Origin of the sequence: Pseudomonas sp. EMN2 (assembly GCF_009650555.1) — a bacterium.
Taxonomy (GTDB): Bacteria; Pseudomonadota; Gammaproteobacteria; order Pseudomonadales; family Pseudomonadaceae; genus Aquipseudomonas; species Aquipseudomonas sichuanensis.
Genome location: NZ_VZZR01000100.1, coordinates 11981 through 30198, shown reverse-complemented (window position 1 = coordinate 30198; position 18218 = coordinate 11981). Strand labels below are relative to the sequence as shown.

Here is an 18218-nt window from a genome sequence, read left to right as displayed (position 1 = left end):
TGCTCAGGGCTCCAGCCCGATTCCGCGCAGGATGACGCTGGTCACGGTCTGTACTGCGCTTTCGAAGGCCGGGTCGGTCAGCGGGACACCGTCGTTGAGCAAGGTCACCTGATACCCGAAGTCGGCATAGTGCTGGGTCGCTGCCCAGATCATGTACAGCAGCGCCGACGGCTCTACCGGCAGGATCCGTCGGTCTTCCACCCACCCACGGATCTTGGCTTCCTTGAGCTGCGCCCAGGGCACCAGGGTGTCGTCCAGGGTCGGGCCGAGCACCGGCGCGCCGTGCAGGATCTCTTCGGCCCAGATCTTCGAGCCCAGCGGCCGTGAGCGCGAATGGCCCATCTTGGCGCGGATGTAGCTGGTCAGCACCACGCGTGGGTCGTCGAAACGCTCGAAACACAGCGCGTCCTGCTTCCACACATCCAGCAGGTCCTGCAGTACCGCGCGGTACAGCTCGTCCTTGGTGCTGAAGTAGTAGTGCAGATTGGAGCGCGGCAGCTGCGCCTGCTCGGCGATGTCGCCCATCGAAGTGGCGCCGTAGCCTTTGGCGGCGAACACCTGCTCGGCGGCCTGGAGGATCTTGTCGATGTTGCGCCGACGGATCTCGATCTTGTGGTTGGCCATGGGCTGTCCGTGGTGACCTGAACAGGGCAAGGCTAACAGCTTTGCAAGGCGTGTGGTGAAGGCGTCGCGGCCATCTGCTAACGTGCTCGCATTGCCCCGCCGAGTCTTGCGCCATGCCCTTCGCCGACAACCTGATCGCCTTCACCCTGGCCGCCACCTTGCTGACCCTGACGCCCGGCCTGGACACCGCGCTGATCCTGCGTACCGCCGCCGTGGAAAGCCGCCAGCAGGCACTGCGCGCCGCGCTGGGCATCAATGCCGGCTGTCTGCTGTGGGGCGCGGCGGTGGCCTTCGGCCTGGGCGCGCTGATTGCGGTATCGGAGCTGGCCTACAACCTGCTCAAGTACTGCGGCGCCGCCTACCTGGCCTGGCTGGGGGTGAACATGCTGCTGCGCCCGCGCCAGTCGATGGCACCGGCTGGCGAGCAGGCGCCGGCCACCGGCAACTGGTTCGTCAAGGGCATGCTGGGCAACCTGCTCAACCCCAAGGTCGGCATCTTCTATGTGTCCTTCCTGCCCCAGTTCATTCCCCAGGGCCAGCCATTGGTGGCCTGGACTTTCGGCCTGGTCGGTATCCATGTGCTGCTGGGGCTGCTCTGGGCGACCGGCCTGATCGCCGCCACCCGGCCGCTGGCCGAGGTGCTGCGCCGCGAACGGGTGATCCGCTGGATGGACCGCTGCACCGGCCTGGTGTTCGTACTGTTCGCGGCACGGCTGGCGTTGAGCCGACGCTAGTGTCCTGTCTCGGAAATACGTTCTCTTTTGGCGAGTGGCTTGGGTGTTCGGCCAAGGCGCCGCGACGAGTCATAGCAGGGCTATGGCGAGGAGTGGCAACGCCGGCCGGGCGCCCAAGACGCCGCCAAAAGTGAACAGCTTATTTCCGAGACAGGACACTAGACCAACGGCAGGTAGATGTCTGTCTGCCACTGCGCCTGCGGCGTCTGCGGGTACACGCTCAGGTAGTGGAAGAACAGCGGGTGGTCGCGCAGCTCTTCGCCGCTGGTCGGCAGCCAGTCGCGGTAGAGCGGGTAGATGGTCTCGCCGATGTGGTCCGGTGAGCCCACATGCCGTACCACGGCGCAACGCCCGCCGGGAATGACCAGCGTTCGCACACCGAATGGATTGGCGGCCACTTCGGCTTCGACCTCGCCGCAGATGGCGAAGCGAAAGTCCTCTGGTGCGGTGGTGTCGGGATTGTTGTAGGGAATGCCGAAGGTGCGTCGGGTGGCCACCGGCGACTCATTGCTTTGGGTGCGCCATTGGATGAAGCGGCCCACATTGGCCGGCAGTTGCGCGGGTGGGCCAAGGTGTTCCAGGGCTGCCACGCGGGTTTGCGTGAAATCGACGATACGGACTTGCATGCTGATGCTCCTGGCAAAGTGGGGAATGCGAAATGCCGTGTTCCAGGCGCGCCAGTCCGGCGCCCGGCGAAAGGCGCTCGGCGACAGTGCGAAGTCACGCCGGAAGGCACGGGCGAATGCCTCGGGGCTGTCGAAACCGGCATCCAGCGCCACCTGCAGCACCGCCAGCGCTGGGTCGGCGGCCAGCGCATGGCCGGCACGGCGCAGACGCATCAGTTGCACGTAGCGCGCCACCGGCACACCGACATAGGCGCTGAACTGGCGATGAAAGTGATGCACCGAGAAGTTCGCCACCTGGCTTAGGCGCTCCAGCGACAGGTCGCCGTCGAGGTTGCCCTCGATATGCGCGAGCACGGCGGCGAAGCGTTGATCGTAGGGGCAGTTGGGCGAGGGGCGAGACATCGGTGCGGGCTCCTGGGGTCACGGGCAGGCACAGGATGTGGCAGGTGGGCCGGGGCACGCCTAGCCGGGTTTGCTCAGGTGGCGCCGTTACGCGCCGCAAGTATGAGTGAGCGGTCAGGGTGGAGCTACGCTTTTGCCGGTGACGACGGGCCCGGACTTTCAGTTGGCCACAATAGCCAGTGTTCGATTCTCTTATGCAGGACATCAATGCCTGCACCCTGCGGATGCATTTGCGCCATCGCACCGACACGGTGGCGGGCAATGAAGTCGTCCTGCCCCAGGCTGTGGTTGGCAAGTGGCCCTGGGAGCATCAGCAGACAGCAGTCCGGAGGAGCACCGGCAATGCGCAGGCTGTCATGGTAGAGGTGCGCGGACTCCATGGCCTCCAGCTCGCAATGCTCGCCGCTACGCCACTTCGCGTCCAGAACCAGTGAGCGCACAGTCTGTCCGCTGCGCTCGACGATCAGAATGTCGGGAATTCGTTTCCGGCTGATACTGAAACCCTCGTACCCATGGCTCGGTTGAGCTTTGGGGAACACTCCTTGATAGAGCAGTTCAAGGCTGTGGCCGGAGGCCAGCTCGGCACGCCAGCAGAAATCTGCCTCCACCGTGATCGGGGCAGCGGGCCGGAGGCTGTTTCCGGTACAGCGCTGGAGAGTGTGCAGTACCTGGACGAAGCACCACATCTCATAGATGCCCCAGGAGTGATTCGCATGCAGTTGGTCCGAGAGCTGATGGCCTTCGACGCCAAGCGCCAACGCTTGTGTTCCAAGGCGGTGGGCCTTGCCATATAGCGGCTGGGCCGCGATCTGGGCAACGCCGCACGCGCTGCTGGCCCCCGGTGTAACGGCAGGGAACGGATGCTGACGCAATACTTGGGACACACGCGCGTCGAGTGCTTCGAGAAGCGCGAGTCGACGCTGAGCACGTTGCTCCTGTTGCTTCCTGGTGCCTTGGAGTGCATTTGCCCTCACTTTGACGCATAGCGCGCTGATGGCGGTCCTGAGCCTTTTGAGCAGGGCGAGCAATGCGCGATTGGCCTGTGTGTCGACGCTCGCACCAGACGTCCAGGCTGTGACCGGCATGTTGGTGTGCTTGGCGGCGAGCGCAGGATTTCGCAGGAGTGTCGAGAGTTTGGGGTCTCGCAGAGCCACAGGGTGCAGACGACGGACTTGCGAGAGCGGCAGCTTGCCACGTTTGGCCTGCAGCTTGGCATGCGGGATGCGGGCGACCTGTTCGACGGCTTCCAGGAAGGCATGGCCATGCTGGCGCAAGCGGGCCAGCAGCACCAGGTCCGCAAACTGCCCTGGCCGGCCATCGCTGCCGAACGCCAGGGTAGCCGCACTGATACCGCCCAATTGGCGAGGGTAGAGTGCACGTACCTGCGCGATCATTTCCTCGAATGGCAGATTGTCGGCCTTGGATGTCGCCGAACCAACCTGCAGGAAATATTCATCGACCGACCCCGTCGGGCGCAGGACTTCAACACGCACGCGCCCGGCGTAAAGCTCGGGTGTCCAGCGAAACCATCCGCGTGCCGACAATAGCTCCTCGTCATCCACATACAGAAGGCAACCGTCCTGGTCTGGTTTGAGCTCATACCGGGCGTCTTCCTCGAGCCCGCCCAGTACTCGGCCAATCTGTGCGACGACCTGCGTCTGCGCTGCATTTCTCACGCGCCTGCGAATGGTCAGCATGATTCAGCGCCAGAAGCGTGCGGAGCCGGTTTCCACGAGGTCTTCGTGCAAGGCACGGACCTTTGCTCCACAGCGCGTGAGGCCATGATCGAGCAGCACGTCATGAACCCGTGCAAGCGCTTTCTCGAACCGGGGCGAATGTTCGCCACGCAGCTTGGGCAGTACCCTGGCGTAGATGACGTCATCCAGTGCACTGAGGTCGGCATCGCTGACGTTGCGGAACGTCAGGTAGTTCAGTACATCGTTGATCGTGCGCCAGCCAAAATGCAGCCGTACCGGTTCCAGCGCCTCAACCAGCTGGCTCAGCAATGTGCGGGTCCGTTGGCGCACGCTTTCGGGCAGCGAGGCGGTTGACCAGCCAGGGAAACGTTCGACATCGATGTCCCAGAACTCCAGGGTGTATGCCCGGTCGAGTACCTTGTCCGACAGCCCGTGGGTGGTTTCATCCATGTTCAAGGTTCCGATGATGGCCAGGTTTGCGGGATAGCGAACCTGCATCGGAATCTGGTCGACGGTATCACCGAGCTGATGGAGCTCGATTAGACCCTGGGTCTCCATCGCCGAGAGAATCGGCGCCATGTACTGCTCTGGATGGGACAGGTTCATCTCGTCGAGGATGGCCACGAAGGGGATATCCGGGTTGTCTGCGGCCTGCAACAGCAGTTCCAGGAAGGGGGTGCTCAGGTAGGTGGATTCCTGAATCGGGCTCACGTAGCCCAGCAATGGGCTGGGGTCGTACCAGCCTGGCTGAACCGGGATCATCCGTATCCTGTGCGTCTCGTGTGGTTCAACCTGACAGAGTGCCTGGGCGTACTTGAGCGCCAATTGCGTCTTGCCAGATCCGGATATGCCCGAAAGCACAGCGAAGTGCCGCACGGGGTGGCTCCACAAGCCTGCATGAAGTTCGCTGACCAACTTTTCGTCCAGCGCGAGCTGGTCGCCGAAAAGCTGGTCGAGACGATCTTTCATGTGCGCCGCAGTAGGTAGCTCTGCCCGGTCACGCAACGATTCTGGCGTATCGCCGTCTTCCTGCGTTTCCCCCGCCAGGGTTTCCGGTGTCCAGTCGATCATGCTTGCCCAGCGCTGGCCGCGCTCGGTCAACTGCAGAAGCTTGCCAGCGGTCGGGGCAATCAGCCCCAGCGAAATGAACCAACCGATGATCGACGAGGGCATGAAACTTGTGGTCCAGCCAGGATTCACCGATTGCAGCAAGTCGATCAGTTGCACCTTGCGTTTTGGGCCAGTTGCCAAGGCCTTGAGCAGATGGTCGGTACCCAGCACGCGGGTCAACAAGTGGTCGGCAAACTCGTCCGGATCCTGGCTCTCCAGCAGGTTCATGCCGCGTGCCGTCAGTTGATAGCTGTCGCCGTCGCGCTTGCACAGGTCGAACTCTCGGGAGATCACATTGATCATGGTCCCGATGCTGTTGTCGGCCAATTTGGGATTGTGCTGTCTGAGCAGATCGGCGAACTCCTCCCGGGTCACGCCCTCATCGAGCTCCGGCAGCAGGGCCAGCAGGGTCTGCAGGCCGCCGGCGAGGGAAGTCAGCCCTTTGCGTCGCACAAGGGCGGGCAGGGGGGTAAGCCCGTCGTCGTTGGCGGGTTGCGAAACGGCGCTCTCGGTGGTGGTGCTCGTCTCCAGGCGTTCATACAGCAGCCAGGGCACGCATACCTGCGTCACCAGCGTTGCCTGATTCGTGCAGGCTTTCAAGGCTCGATCGGTCCTGGCGCGAATGGCCCTGTGCATTTGCACGGGATGGTCGTGGCGGTTGCCGCCGAGCTTGAGGTGCAGTGTCTTGAGCCGCCCAAGGTCCGACAGCGTGGTGAAGTGCTCAGGATACAGCGCGCAAAGTACGCGGTTGAGTTTCAACCAGGGCATACGGTCGCACAGCTTGCGCAGCCTGCTCACCAAACTTTCATAGAGCCCGATCAACTGAGATTCCACTTGCACGGGATCATCGGGCAAGCTTTCAGCCGCAGCGACGGAGAACCATAGGACGAATGACTTATCCTGCAACGCCGGTTCGATTCGTACATGGCCGTTGCCAGTGCTGGTCACTGGGTTGTCATTCCATAGTTTGTGCAGGAATTTCGCATCGAGCAGATCAACAGGGTCTCGCTTGCGGACCTGGGCGAGGAACCTCTCGAGTTCCTTCATCCAGCCGTCAGTACCTTTGTGCAGAATCGAGCTGGCGAGGATGGACTCGATATGACCCTGCAATTCCTTGTTTGTCACAACCCTAATGCTCACGGATCCCTCTGCTGTGCTTATCGTTCTACGAGCGCAGCATGCTAATGCGTCTGGTGTTATGTGGCTATGAGCTATCACCGTAAAATCGAGAAGTGCACGCAGCGGCGAACAGGCGCGTGCATGGCGAGGACCACGGACAGCCCGCCAGGCCAAATAGCCCGCCTTTTAACATCGCATCCCTCTGCTACCCTTGCCACTCAGCACCGAAGCTGAAAGCAGTCGCTGGCGGTTCAAGCGTTCACCTCCCGGGCTTCGACTTACCCATTTCGAGCGGTATGACCCACCTGGGAGGTGTGAATGCGCACTCGATTTTCCTGCGTCCTGGCCGTGATGCTGGCGTTGCATGGTGCCCCTTCGTTCGCCGAGACGGCGGCCCCTGGCCCGGCGGTGCCCGAGCCCGCCGCCGCCAAGCAGGCGGTGTTCACCCAGGAGCAACTGGACCAGATGCTGGCCCCCATTGCCCTGTACCCCGACCCGTTGCTGGCGCAGGTGCTGATGGCCAGCACCTACCCGGGCGAGGTGGCCGAAGCGGTCACTTGGTCGAAGGCTCACCCGGACGCCAAGGGCGATGACGCGGTCAAGCAGGTGGCCAGTCAACCCTGGGACCCCAGCGTGCAGGCGCTGGTGGCCTTCCCCCAGGTGCTCGCCACGCTGGGCCAGGACCCGGTCTGGGTGCAGCGCCTGGGCGATGCCTTCCTGGCCCAGCCGGACGACCTGATGAACGGCGTACAGCGCCTGCGCCAGCAAGCCAAGGCCGCCGGCAACCTGCAGAGCAACCAGTACCAGAACGTCACCGTGCAGGCCGCTCCGGCCAGCACGCCCGCAGCCAACCAGAGTGCCCCGGCCAGCAACCAGACCATCATCATCCAGCCCGCCGACCCGCAGACGGTCTACGTGCCCAGCTACAACCCCACGACCACCTACGGCACCTGGGCCTACCCAGCTTCGCCGCCGGCCTACTATCCGCCGCCGCCGGCCTACTACCCGGGCCAGGCGCTGGTGGCCGGGCTGGCGTTCGGCACCGGGGTGGCGATCGTGGCTTCGTTGTGGGGCGACTGCGACTGGAACCACCATGACGTCGATATCGACGTCAATCGCTACAACAGCCTCAACGTCAACAACCAGATCAACACCATCAACAACAAGTGGCAGCACAACCCGGTGCACCGTGACGGCGTGCCTTACCGCGATGCTCGCAACCGCGAGCAGTACGGCCGCCAGCTGGATGGCGCGCGCGACCGTGCCGCCTACCGTGGCGACGATGCACAGCGTGCAAGGGAGCGGCAGAACGCGCTGAATTCGCTGGACCGCCATGGCATCGAACGGCCCGCCACCAGTAACGTGCAGGCCCGTGACCGCGTGCGCGAAGCCCAGGCCCAGCGCAATGACAGCCGCCTTGCCGAGCGGCGCCAGGATGCGCCCAGGACCAATCCGGCTATCCAGCAGCGCCAAGGGCAAGGCCAGGCCCGTCAGCAACTGGCGCAACGCCAGGGCGCTGGTGCTGCCCGTAACAATGCCTTCGACGGTGTACGTTCACCGTCGCGCAGCAGCCTGCAGGCGGACCGGGGGCGTACCAGCCAGGCCTTCGCCCAGCGTGGCGGCGGCCAGCGGGCAGCAGGGCAACAGGTATCCCGCCCCAGCGGCGGGGGCGGGCGCTTTCATGGAGGGGGCCGCCGATGAACATGCCCAACACAAGGTTGTTATGGCTCGCGGCCTGCCTGGCCTGGCCAGGCCTTACGGCAGCGCAGGAACACTTCGCCACCCCGGAGCAGGCCGTCGAAGCCTTCGTCAGCGCACTGGGCACCCAGCCACCGGACGAAGCGCGCTTCGGCCAGCTGCTCGGCGAGGACTGGCGCACCTACATACCCCGTGGCGGTGTGCAGCACCGCGATGTCGATACTTTCCTTGCGCAATACGCTAAAGCGCACCGTATAGAACGAACCGACGAGCACCGCGCGCGGCTGGCGGTGGGTGACGCCCACTGGACCTTGCCCATCCCCTTGGTGCAAGGCGCCAACGGCTGGCATTTCGACCTCAAGGCCGGCAGTGCCGAGATCCGCGCCCGGCGAATCGGGCGCAACGAACTGGCGGTGCTGCAGTCGATGCTGGCCTACCACGACGCGCAGATGGACTATGCAAGCCAGGACCGCAACGGCAACGGCGCACTGGAGTACGCCCGGCGCATCTTCAGCACCCCGGGCCAGCACGATGGCCTGTACTGGGCCGATGACGGCGATGGCCAGATCAGCCCGTTGGGTCCGTTGTTCGGCCAGGAGCAGGCGGGTGAGGACTGGTACGGCTATCACTTCCGCATCCTCGAAGCCCAGGGCCCCTCGGCGCCGGGCGGCGCCTACGACTACCTGATCGGCGATCGCATGAGCCGTGGCTTCGCCCTGGTCGCCTGGCCGGCCCGTTACGACGACAGCGGGGTGATGAGTTTCATGATCAGCCACGACGGCGAGGTGTTCGAAAAGGACCTGGGGCCGGAAGGCGAGCAAGTGGCCAAGGCGATGAAACGCTTTGATCCGGACAGTAGTTGGAAGCCGGTGGAGGTTGGTGCCGACTAGGCGAGCCATCCAAGGTGTCAACAACGTGTCGAGGTGGTGCGGCTGGCCGTTTCGGATTACATGCGTGAGGTTTGGATTGACCGGGCAGGGCGGTGCTCTGCCCGGTCATGAGGGTGTGATTTTACTATGGAAGGCTGCTGTTATCGGGATTGCGGATTGACAAGTTCGATTCAGCAGGCGACGAAGGGGACTGATCTTCGGCAGCTTTTTCGAGAAACTCAATAAGGGATTGTATGTGTTGCATATAATGTGAGTGCCCATGAGTGTCTATCGCTCCCGCTGGTGGGAAACCGCGGGCCTTTGCGAGGATGACAGTCCCCGCGTTGGTAATGTCTATCAAGGCATTTCGATCTTCGGTGTCTGGATATTTTAAAAGTTTTGACACTGTTTTTTTATGCGCGTTGATTTTGCGGGCTATCTTCTGGACGTCGGAGTCGAGGTGGTCGTCAGGATTATAAAGCTTTGTGACTAATGAGTTTCTTTGTTTGTTTATTGATCCGGTGGTTTTTTTATTTGTTTGTTGTGTTCCAGTGTCACCCGATTTAGAGGGGTAGAAGGGTTGATGCTGATGGTTTTGACTTTCCCATGCCCGCTCGGGTCGATGAAGTTGATCGAGTCACCGGCACAGTATGCATAACTATTGATGCCGCCTCGTTTGAATGGGCTCTGGCTGTCAGGTGATTGGAATCTCATGAGTGTCGGGTTGTAGCTTCGATAACCGCGACCTAGTAGATAGTAATCACCAATTTTTTGTATGAGTTCACCGTTAAATCCCAATATTGGCTGCGTTGTTGAATACACATTTCGCCGTCCATAAGGAGTGTAAGCTAGCGCGTGGCCTGGGATTGTACTTAGGATGGTGCCTTGTCGCTCAATTCCCAGTAGCAGTGTTTGGGTTGTGGTACGTTCTGCCAAAGGACTTCCATTGAATCCGAAGAGAGAGTACTTCTCATTTATGGAGATAACGTGATGGAGATTCTGGGCTTGATAGAATAATTTATTTTCTTGTTGCGCCATGATATTGACTCCTCCAACTGTTTTTGATGTTACGTTGAGGGGTATCGATTCAAGGTGCAACTAGTAGAATTGTCAGTTCCTTACCGCCATTGACCCCGAATGGCTGTGCGTGGTCTGCTGGGCTTCTTTGCACGTGAACCCGCTCCTGCAGGCTGTGTGGGATGCCTGTGGCGGGTTTACCCGCGAATGGCCCTCCGATCCTTCAAAGGAAGCTGAAGATCCATGTCCGACTACAAGCTCCACTGCTTCGCCGAGTCCGGCAACGCCTACAAGGTCGCCTTGATGCTCGAGCTCACCGGCCAGCCCTGGCAGGCGGTGTTCGTCGACTTCTTCAACGGCCAGACCCGCGGCCAGGCCTGGCGCGACCAGGTCAACGAACAGGGCGAAGTCCCGGTGCTGGAGCATGCCGGTGAAACGCTCACCCAGTCGGCGCTGATCCTCGATTACCTGGCCGAACGCACCGGCCAGTTCGGCCCGCGGGATGACGCCGAGCGGCGTGAGATCTGGCGCTGGATGCTGTTCGACAACCACAAGTTCACTTCTTACTACGCGTCGCTGCGGTTCATCTTCTGCCTGAAAAAATCCGGTGAGACCGATGTCACGCGCTTCCTGCGCGAGCGGGCCACGGCGGCGTACCGCGTCGTCGATGCGCACCTGGCGCAGACGCCGTTCATGGTCGGTGGCCGGCTGACCATCGCAGACCTGTCGCTGGCGGGGTATGTATTCATGCCCGAGGATACCGGGATCGACCTGAAGCAGTTCGCGCATATCGAGGCGTGGAAGGCGCGGATCATGGCGATGCCGGGGTGGAAGCATCCGTATGAACTGATGCCGCGGGCGGCGGCTGGCGACTAGCCGCACTCGGCCCCTGGTTCAGCCCACCACGCGTAGCCACGGCCAGCGCGCCCGGTAGCTCTCGGCCTTGGCGCGGAACAATTCAGGCTGGTGGTTGAGCGGATTGCTGCGCAGCAGGTCGTGCTGCAGGTCGTCGAGGCCATGGGTGCTGTACAGCTCGCCACTGGCGATGCCCAGGCCCAGGCAGGTCGAGCTGACCAGGTAGCGGTCGATGCCGTCGGTGACCTTGGTCAGGCGCGGATAGGGCACGCCGAACCGCTCGGGGTACCACAGGTGCACCCGGGCCTGGTTGCGCGCTTCCAGGGTGACGCCGAGGTCGGCGCCCAGCGCCTGGACGGCCTGGATCACCCGGTCCTCTGCCTCCCAGGAGAGGTCCTGGTCGAAGTAGATGATGTCGTAGTCCTTCACGCCCCAGCCCGGCTCGCGGCCTGCGCGGTGGTTCCACAGGGCCTGGAACAGGCAGCCGGCGGTGAGCATCGCTTCGGGCAGCTCGAGTGCTGGCAGGCGCTCGAGCAGAATACGGTTGATCGGGTTTTCCAGCGCCAGCGCGATCACGCGCTCGGAGGTGAGTGGTGGCATCGTCCAGTCCTTGGCAATGGTAGAGGGCTGCGAGGATAACCGGATCGGTCGGCGCTGTTAACCGCGTGTCGAGGTGGGGAGGGTGCCCGTTTCGGTCACCGTTTGCTGCTGGTCTGCACGCAGCACGGCCAGCCGGCGTTGTTCGTATTGCTCCTGGCTAAGCCCTTGGCGCTGCAACGCTTCGAGCTGCAGTTGGCGCGCTTCGCCGGCGGTGAATGGGCGCAGTTCGGGGTGGTTGGCACAACCGCTCAGTACGGCGATGGCCAGGGCGGCGAGCAATAGGCGAGGGGTGTTCATCGGGCGCTTTCCATGATCGGTGGATCGATGGAGCGAGCTTAGGGCGCACGCCCGATGAGGAGAAATTGCCGCGCTCGATAGTGACTATCGAGGCGGCAAGCAGGCGGTCAGAACTTGTAGTTCACGCTGGCTTCGAGGGTACGCGGCGCGCCCGGGGTGGCCAGGTCGACCGAGCCGTGGGCCGAGGCATAGTAGTCGCGGTCGAAGGCGTTCTTCAGGCGCAAGGCCGCATCCCAGTGCTGCACGCTGTACAGCAAGGCGGCGTCGAAGGTGGTGTAGGCGGGCATCACCACCTTGTTGTCCAGCGCGGTGTAGCGGTCGTCGACGTAGTTGGCGCCGGCGGCTACGCGCCACTCGGGGGTGAGGGTGCGCACCAGCCAGACATTGGCGCTGTTGCGTGGCGTCAGGGTGGGCACCTGGCCTTCGTTGGCCACGCCGTTGGTCTTGCTGTTGGACTTGGTGATCTCGGCGTCCAGGTAGGCGTAGCCGGCATACACCTGCCATTTGTCGCTGAGCTGGCCGCTGAGGGTCGCCTCGAAGCCGTCGGTGCGCTGTTCACCGGCCAGGATGGTCAGGTTGGGGTTGGCCGGGTCGGCGGTCTTCATGTTGGTGCGTTCGAGGCGGAACACCGCCGCGGTCAGCGACAGGCGGCTGTCGAGCAGGTCCCACTTGGCGCCCACTTCATAGTTGGTGGTCTCTTCCGGCTCCAGGCCGGCGTTGCTCGGGGCGACCGCGAACACTTCGCCCGAAGGCTGGTAGCTGCGGCTGACCGACACATAGTAGGACTGGATCTGGTCAGGCTGGAACACCAGGCCCGCACGTGGGCTCCAGGTCTTGTCGGTGCGGTCGAGGTCGACGTTCTGCACACGGGCGTCGTTGTACTCCTGGCCGAAGATGTCGTAGCGCACACCCAGCAGGGCTTTCCACTGCGAGGTCAGCTCGATCAGGTCCTGCACGTAGAAACCGCTGGTCTGCTGGTAGTTGGTGCCGTTGGACGACAGGTTGGCGGCGTGGTCTGGCACGCCCACCAAGGCGTCGCGGTACACCGGCACGCGGGCCACGTTGTTCTGGCTGTAGACGCGCTGGTACTTGTCCTGGAAGCCGACCTCCACGCCGTACAGCAGGTTGTGCTGCATGCCGGCCAGTTGCGCCTGCTGCTTGAGCTCGGTCTGGTTGAACACACCGCTTTCATCGCGCGCCACGTTGCCGCGGTTGAGCTTGACCAGCAGTTCACCGTTGGGCGCGGTGACGAAGCGGGTTGGGCTGCTGTCGGCCAGGGTGTTGTTGCGGTCCAGGTCGTAGCGGTAGTAACGGCTGGTGTTGGTCAGGGTGAAGTCGTCGTTGATGCGGTAGTCGAGGCTGGCGGTGAACGAGAACACCTCGCTGCGGGCATAGTCCTGCGAGGCGTTGCCCGAGCCGAAGCGCTTGTCGCGGTCGACGTTGGCCGGGCGGTCACCCACGGCCGGGATGCCGAAGTCGATCAGGCGCTTGTCGTACAGGTAGGTGGCGCCGAGGTTCAGCTCCAGGTCGTCGGACAGCTTGAACCAGGCCGATGGAGCGATGGCCTTGCGGTCGATGTAGCCGTCGTCGCGGAAAGTGTCGCTGTCTTCGAAGGCACCGGTGACGCGGTAGGCCTGGTTGCCCTCGGGGGCGGCCCAGCCGCTGTCGAACTGGGTGCGGCGTTTGCCCTCGGTGTCGAGGGTCATGCCCACTTCCTGCTTCGGCGCCAGGCCCGGTTTCTTGCTGATGCTGTTGATCAGACCACCGGACGAGCCACGGCCGTAGAGCACGGCGGCAGGGCCCTTGATCACTTCGACGCGCTCGACGTTGGAGAGGTCGCGAAAGTACAGGGCATCGTCGCGAATGCCGTCGACGTACATGTCGCCGATGGCGCTGAAGCCGCGAATGGTCACCTGGTCGCGCTGGCCGTCGCCGTTCGACAGGCCGACGCCGGGCACGTTCTTGAGCACGTCTTCCATGGACTGGGCGCCCTGGTCCTTGATCACGCTTTCGGGCACCACGTTGACGGTCTGCGGGATATCGCGCAGCGGTGCGTCGATCTTCAGCGCGCTCTTGCTCTCGCTGGCCTTGTAGCTCTGCTGCTCGTAGGCGCTGGTCACCGAGGTGGCCGGCAGGGCCAGCGGGTCCTTGGTCTGCGCATGGACAGCAGGGATGACCAGCAGGCCCAGCATCGACAGGGATACTGGAGCAACAGACTTTTTCGACATGGGAATACGACTCGTTGTTGTTTGAGGTGGCGAATGGTAATGGTTCGCAAATGTAAAGCAAGTGTAAAGATGAAATATTCGGAAAAATATTTCATTTCGTGGGTGGCTATTCGTTTGGGTGTATTTGTGTTTCGCGCAGAGGCTTCTGGCCCCTCATCGGATTTGGGTAATAAAGATCGGGTGATGGCCACCAGGTGCTGGGCGGTGTTTTTGCAGCGCCTATGAGATCGAGCGCCGCGCGGGCGGCGCTCGATCTTGAGGGCGCTGCAGATCTATCGCCATGCACCTGGCAGCCCACATGCAATCCCAAGTCATGTCACCCCCGACTACCCCCTCAACGCGGCATGTACCCCAACTGCCACGCCCGTGGAATAAACCGGCTCACCAAGGCCAGCACACAGGCCAGGCCACAGCTTGCGAACAACGCCAGCAACCCCAGCCGTTGCTCCAGCCAGGCGCCGATGGCTGCGCCCAGCAGCATCCCGCTCCAGGGCACCAACTGCACCCGCCAGCCCTGCCGCCGCTCGCCCAGCAACCAGCGCCCCAGCCCGCGGCCAAACCGCGAAAGCGCGCCGGTGACATAGGTCAAGCCAATCGGCAGACCATTCACCTGCTCGACCACAGCATTGAGCATGCCCATTGCCAGGATCGCCGCGACCAGCGCCGGGAAGCTCGTTGCCAGCGGCCAGGCGGCGGCAAACGCAAGCAGGCCGGCAACCACCAGCAACAAGGGTGAGGCCCGCCGGCGAAAGTGCCGGGCCAGCAGCACCCCCAGGGCATTGCCCAGCACGAAACTGAAGATCGCCAAGGCCAGGCGCAGCACCAACGCCAGGTCGGCCTGGCTGATGGCCACCGCCAGGCGCGTGGTATTGCCGCTCATGAACGAAACGAAATCACCCAGCGCCAGCAGGCCGATGGCGTCGGTCATGCCCGCCAGCACCGACAGCCCGGCCACCAGCCCCAGGCCAACGCGGCCGCGCAGCACCTGCAGCCTGGCGCGGCGAGCACTGTGCAGGGAAGAGGCGGTGGGCAGCATGAGGGTATGTCTCCGACAGTGGGGTCCCGATCTTATACCGGCGCCAAGGCCTTGCGCATGGGCACGCAGGGAACGTGGGAGTAGCCAGGCCTGGAGGCAGGCACGGCTGTAGACGATACGCGGCAATTGCAACAGCACCCAGGCAAACCACGCAGTGGGCCGGCGCAATCAGCCGCTGCTGGCGATCCCCGGGCGGCAGGCTCATGCTGCGGACTCCCCACGGTTGGCCGCGAGGCATGCGATGCAAAAGGATACGCCGGTAGTCCTGATCAACGGCCTGATCGGCTGCCTGGATCATCCCGCACTACACGACACCCTGCCTACCCGGGTGATCGCCCCCGACCTGCTCGGCTATGGCACGTTGCAGGACACCGCGCCGAAACTGATCGATATTCCCGCCCAGGTCGAGCACCTGCACCGCCAGTTGCAGGCGCGCAACGTGGCGCGGGTACACCTGGTCGGGCATTCGGTGGGCGGGGTGGTGGCGCTGATGTTCGCTCACCGCTACCCGCAGCAGGTGGCCAGCGTGACCAGTGTCGAAGGCAACTTCACCTTGAACGATGCGTTCTGGTCGGCCTCGGTGGCGCGCATGGACCGCGAAGCGGTCGAAGAGCTGCTGGCAGGCTATCGGGCCGATCCTGGCGCTTGGCTGGCACGTGCCGGGGTCGCGCCCGATCCACGGCGGCTGGCCCTGGCACAGCGCTGGCTGGCCCATCAGCCGGCAGCCACCTTGCAGGCCATGGCCGCTTCGGTGGTCGCGGTCACTGGCGCGGCCCGCTACCCGCAGCAGCTACAGGCGGTGTTTGCCGCGACGCCGGTGCACCTGCTGGCCGGCGAGCACTCACGCGCCGGCTGGGACGTGCCCCACTGGGCCGAGCGGGTGGCGGCAAGCTATACCGAGCTGGCGGGCGTGGGCCACCTGATGATGCTCGAAGACCCGCAAGGCTTTGCCAGTGCCATCGCCCGCCTGCTCGGCTGACGACCGCCCTCAGAACGAGCCGGTACGGACTTCGCCACTGCGCACGTAGTGGGCAAGCAGCACGCCCTTGGGCGTAGTGGCCGATTCCACCAGCTCGAAGGCGGCCGCTTGCGCGTCATCACCGAACAGCCGCTTGCCACGGCCGAGCAGCAGCGGGTGAATCAGCAGCCTCAGCTCATCCACCAGGCCGGCGGTCAGCAGCTGGCGCACCAGTTCGCCGCTGCCCTGGGTCAGGAGTACGTCGCCGTCCTGTTGCTTGAGCGCGCGAACCGCGCCGGCCACATCCGCGCCCAAGCCATGGCTGTTGTGCCAGTCGAGCGAGCCGGGATGGTGGGTGGCAACGTGCTTGGGCACGCGATTGAACAGGTCGGCCAGCGAGCTATCGTCCGATTGGTGCTCAACGTGCGGCCAGTACCCGGCGAAGATGTCGTAGGTGCGCCGCCCCAGCAGCAGCTCGAACGGCTGGCTGAACAGCGTCTGCATGGCCTGGCCGAAGGCTTCGTCGGCCAGCGGCGGGATCCAGCCGCCGTGGGTGAAGCCGCCGCTGGTATCTTCCTGCGGGCCGCCGGGGGCCTGCATGACGCCGTCGAGGGTGATGAAGGCGGCGACGATAAGCTTGCGCATGGGGTGTTCCTCTTCAGGTGGCTGTTCGAGGGGTAGTCGAACGGGGCGGGCTGAAATCGACAGGAACGATAGAACATCGGCGACGCGTTGGTGGCTTCAATCGCCGGCAAGCCGGCGATTGAAGCTGGTGTGGACGGGGATGTTTACAACCAGTACGTCACCGCCCACCACCCCAGCCCACCCATGACCACGGTGTAGGGCAGCGCCATCCACACCATGCGCCCGTAGGACAGGCGAATCAGCGGCGCGATCGCTGAAGTCAGCAGGAACAGGAACGCCGCCTGGCCATTGGGCGTCGCCACGCTGGGCAAGTTGGTGCCGGTATTGATCGCCACGGCCAGGGTCTCGAAGTGCTCGCGGCTCATGGCGCCGCTGACGAACGCCTGCTTGACCTCGGTGATGTAGATGGTGGCGACGAACACGTTGTCGCTGATGGCCGAGAGCAGGCCGTTGGCCAGGTACAGCATGCCCGGCTGCTGCTCGGTCGGCAGCGCCAGCACCCAGGCGATCAGCGGGCTGAACAGCTGCTGCTGGTGGATCACCGCCACCACCGCGAAGAACACCACCAGCAGCGCGGTGAACGGCATGGCGTCCTGGAACGCACGGCCCAGGCGGTGCTCGTCGGTGATGCCGGTGAACGCAGTGATCAGCACGATCACCAGCAGGCCGATCAGCCCCACCTCGGCGATGTGCAGGCCCAGGCAGACGATCAGGATCAGCGCCGCCAGCCCCTGCACCACCAGGGCGATGCGTTGCGCCGGGGTGCGTGCGGCGTCGTCTTCGGCGGCGTAGGCGGCCAGTACCTGGCGCACGCGCTCGGGCATCAGCGTGCCGTAGCCGAACAGGCGCAGCTTCTCCAGCAGCACGCAGGTGACCAGGCCTGCGGCCAGTACCGGCATCGACACCGGCGCGACCTTGAGGAAGAAGTCGGCGAAGTGCCAGCCCATCTCATGGCCGATCAGCAGGTTCTGCGGCTCGCCCACCAGGGTGCACACGCCGCCCAGCGCGGTGCCCACCGCGCCATGCATCAGCAGGCTGCGCAGGAAGGCGCGGAACTGGTCGAGGTCGTCGCGGTGCAGCTGTTCGACCTGCTGGTCGCTGTCCAGTGACGACTCCTCGCGGGGGTTGGTGCCGGAGGCGACCCGGTGGTAGACCGCGTAGAAACCCACGGCGGCACTGATGATCACCGCGGTCACGGTCAGCGCGTCGAGGAACGCCGAGAGGAACGCCGACAGCACGCAGAACAGCAGGGCCAGCGCGGCCTTGCTGCGCACCCCCAGGAGGATCCTGGAGAACAGGTACAGCAGCAGCTCTTTCATGAAGTGGATGCCGGCGACCATGAACATCAGCAGCAGGATCACCGGAAAGTTGTGTTGCAGCTCTTCATACAGCGCTTCGGGCGTGGCCATGCGCAGCAGCAGCGCTTCGACCAGCAGCAGGCCGCCGGGCATCAACGGGTAGCACTTGAGGGCCATGCCCAGGGTGAAGATGAACTGCAGCACCAGCGCCCACCCCGTGACCACCGGGCCGAGGGTTGCCAGCAGCAGCGGGTTGAGCAGCAGGAACAGGCAGATGACCGCCTTGTACCAACGCGGCGACTGGCCCAGGAAGCTGTGGGCGAGGGCGCTGGGCAGGGATTGCGACATGAATTTGTATCCTTTTGATTCTACAGTGGCGCACGGTGCCGCATCGGGCCCCGAGGT

Annotated in this window: 16 protein-coding genes; 5 read left to right on the top strand and 11 right to left on the bottom strand. The window is 63.7% G+C overall.

Annotated elements, in window-relative coordinates:
* Positions 1-3: 3 nt before the first annotated feature.
* Positions 4-624, bottom strand: a complete 621-nt coding sequence (locus F6X61_RS24210; RefSeq protein WP_153788873.1) for a TetR/AcrR family transcriptional regulator — start codon at positions 622-624, stop codon at positions 4-6.
* A 113-nt stretch (positions 625-737) separates the two neighbouring features.
* Here F6X61_RS24210 and F6X61_RS24205 point away from each other — a divergent pair, with 113 nt between their 5' ends.
* Positions 738-1358, top strand: coding sequence for a LysE family translocator (locus F6X61_RS24205; protein WP_153788872.1), 621 nt, complete (start codon positions 738-740; stop codon positions 1356-1358).
* Positions 1359-1516: 158 nt separating this feature from the next.
* Here F6X61_RS24205 and F6X61_RS24200 read toward each other — a convergent pair whose 3' ends face one another.
* The 3 genes from F6X61_RS24200 to F6X61_RS24190 form a co-directional block, all read right to left on the bottom strand.
* Positions 1517-2386, bottom strand: coding sequence for a GyrI-like domain-containing protein (locus F6X61_RS24200; protein WP_153788871.1), 870 nt, complete (start codon positions 2384-2386; stop codon positions 1517-1519).
* A gap of 125 nt (positions 2387-2511) precedes the next feature.
* Positions 2512-4083: a DUF2357 domain-containing protein gene (locus F6X61_RS24195; protein WP_153788870.1), complete on the bottom strand. Its 1572-nt coding sequence runs from the start codon at positions 4081-4083 to the stop codon at positions 2512-2514.
* A 3-nt stretch (positions 4084-4086) separates the two neighbouring features.
* Positions 4087-6318: an McrB family protein gene (locus F6X61_RS24190; RefSeq protein ID WP_153788869.1), complete on the bottom strand. Its 2232-nt coding sequence runs from the start codon at positions 6316-6318 to the stop codon at positions 4087-4089.
* A 312-nt stretch (positions 6319-6630) separates the two neighbouring features.
* On the opposite strand from F6X61_RS24190, the gene F6X61_RS24185 reads away from it, so the two are divergent.
* Positions 6631-8013 (top strand): DUF3300 domain-containing protein, encoded by a 1383-nt coding sequence (locus tag F6X61_RS24185; protein ID WP_153788868.1) that lies wholly within the window; start codon positions 6631-6633, stop codon positions 8011-8013.
* A complete protein-coding gene (locus F6X61_RS24180) occupies positions 8010-8900 on the top strand; it encodes a DUF2950 domain-containing protein (RefSeq protein WP_153788867.1) in 891 nt (296 codons plus the stop codon). Before F6X61_RS24185 ends, F6X61_RS24180 begins: the two co-directional genes overlap by 4 nt.
* A 489-nt stretch (positions 8901-9389) precedes the next feature.
* Here F6X61_RS24180 and F6X61_RS24175 read toward each other — a convergent pair whose 3' ends face one another.
* Complete coding sequence (locus tag F6X61_RS24175) at positions 9390-9917, bottom strand: RHS repeat-associated core domain-containing protein (protein ID WP_153788866.1); 528 nt, start codon at positions 9915-9917, stop codon at positions 9390-9392.
* A 222-nt stretch (positions 9918-10139) separates the two neighbouring features.
* Here F6X61_RS24175 and F6X61_RS24170 point away from each other — a divergent pair, with 222 nt between their 5' ends.
* Complete coding sequence (locus F6X61_RS24170; protein WP_153788865.1) at positions 10140-10772, top strand: glutathione S-transferase family protein; 633 nt, start codon at positions 10140-10142, stop codon at positions 10770-10772.
* A gap of 18 nt (positions 10773-10790) precedes the next feature.
* Here the strand turns inward: F6X61_RS24170 and F6X61_RS24165 are convergent, their stop codons facing one another.
* From F6X61_RS24165 to F6X61_RS24150, 4 genes are all read right to left on the bottom strand, one after another.
* The gene (locus F6X61_RS24165) at positions 10791-11351 is read right to left on the bottom strand and encodes a nucleotidyltransferase family protein (protein WP_153788864.1); all 561 of its coding nucleotides are present in this window, start codon (positions 11349-11351) and stop codon (positions 10791-10793) included.
* A gap of 57 nt (positions 11352-11408) precedes the next feature.
* Positions 11409-11648: a hypothetical protein gene (locus F6X61_RS24160; protein ID WP_153788863.1), complete on the bottom strand. Its 240-nt coding sequence runs from the start codon at positions 11646-11648 to the stop codon at positions 11409-11411.
* 107 nt (positions 11649-11755) lie between these two features.
* The gene (locus F6X61_RS24155) at positions 11756-13876 is read right to left on the bottom strand and encodes a TonB-dependent siderophore receptor (RefSeq protein ID WP_218575551.1); all 2121 of its coding nucleotides are present in this window, start codon (positions 13874-13876) and stop codon (positions 11756-11758) included.
* 334 nt (positions 13877-14210) lie between these two features.
* Positions 14211-14912 (bottom strand): YoaK family protein, encoded by a 702-nt coding sequence (locus F6X61_RS24150; RefSeq protein ID WP_153788862.1) that lies wholly within the window; start codon positions 14910-14912, stop codon positions 14211-14213.
* A 241-nt stretch (positions 14913-15153) separates the two neighbouring features.
* Between F6X61_RS24150 and F6X61_RS24145 the strand changes: the two genes are divergently transcribed.
* Positions 15154-15891: an alpha/beta fold hydrolase gene (locus tag F6X61_RS24145; RefSeq protein WP_153788861.1), complete on the top strand. Its 738-nt coding sequence runs from the start codon at positions 15154-15156 to the stop codon at positions 15889-15891.
* Positions 15892-15900: 9 nt separating this feature from the next.
* Here F6X61_RS24145 and F6X61_RS24140 read toward each other — a convergent pair whose 3' ends face one another.
* Both F6X61_RS24140 and nhaB read right to left on the bottom strand, forming a co-directional pair.
* A complete protein-coding gene (locus F6X61_RS24140) occupies positions 15901-16515 on the bottom strand; it encodes a dihydrofolate reductase family protein (protein WP_153788860.1) in 615 nt (204 codons plus the stop codon).
* A gap of 143 nt (positions 16516-16658) precedes the next feature.
* On the bottom strand, positions 16659-18161 hold the full coding sequence (gene nhaB, locus F6X61_RS24135; RefSeq protein WP_153788859.1) for a sodium/proton antiporter NhaB: 1503 nt from the start codon (positions 18159-18161) through the stop codon (positions 16659-16661).
* Positions 18162-18218: the final 57 nt, after the last annotated feature.

Coding starts and splice junctions, on each gene's coding strand:
- F6X61_RS24140 (WP_153788860.1), bottom strand. CDS start 16,515: ATGCGCAAGCTTATCGTCGCCGCCTTCATCACCCTCGACGGCGTCATG.
- F6X61_RS24185 (WP_153788868.1), top strand. CDS start 6,631: ATGCGCACTCGATTTTCCTGCGTCCTGGCCGTGATGCTGGCGTTGCAT.
- F6X61_RS24180 (WP_153788867.1), top strand. CDS start 8,010: ATGAACATGCCCAACACAAGGTTGTTATGGCTCGCGGCCTGCCTGGCC.
- F6X61_RS24200 (WP_153788871.1), bottom strand. CDS start 2,386: ATGTCTCGCCCCTCGCCCAACTGCCCCTACGATCAACGCTTCGCCGCC.
- F6X61_RS24155 (WP_218575551.1), bottom strand. CDS start 13,876: ATGTCGAAAAAGTCTGTTGCTCCAGTATCCCTGTCGATGCTGGGCCTG.
- F6X61_RS24145 (WP_153788861.1), top strand. CDS start 15,154: ATGCAAAAGGATACGCCGGTAGTCCTGATCAACGGCCTGATCGGCTGC.
- F6X61_RS24175 (WP_153788866.1), bottom strand. CDS start 9,917: ATGGCGCAACAAGAAAATAAATTATTCTATCAAGCCCAGAATCTCCAT.
- F6X61_RS24170 (WP_153788865.1), top strand. CDS start 10,140: ATGTCCGACTACAAGCTCCACTGCTTCGCCGAGTCCGGCAACGCCTAC.
- F6X61_RS24165 (WP_153788864.1), bottom strand. CDS start 11,351: ATGCCACCACTCACCTCCGAGCGCGTGATCGCGCTGGCGCTGGAAAAC.
- F6X61_RS24205 (WP_153788872.1), top strand. CDS start 738: ATGCCCTTCGCCGACAACCTGATCGCCTTCACCCTGGCCGCCACCTTG.
- F6X61_RS24150 (WP_153788862.1), bottom strand. CDS start 14,912: ATGCTGCCCACCGCCTCTTCCCTGCACAGTGCTCGCCGCGCCAGGCTG.
- F6X61_RS24160 (WP_153788863.1), bottom strand. CDS start 11,648: ATGAACACCCCTCGCCTATTGCTCGCCGCCCTGGCCATCGCCGTACTG.
- F6X61_RS24210 (WP_153788873.1), bottom strand. CDS start 624: ATGGCCAACCACAAGATCGAGATCCGTCGGCGCAACATCGACAAGATC.
- F6X61_RS24195 (WP_153788870.1), bottom strand. CDS start 4,083: ATGCTGACCATTCGCAGGCGCGTGAGAAATGCAGCGCAGACGCAGGTC.
- nhaB (WP_153788859.1), bottom strand. CDS start 18,161: ATGTCGCAATCCCTGCCCAGCGCCCTCGCCCACAGCTTCCTGGGCCAG.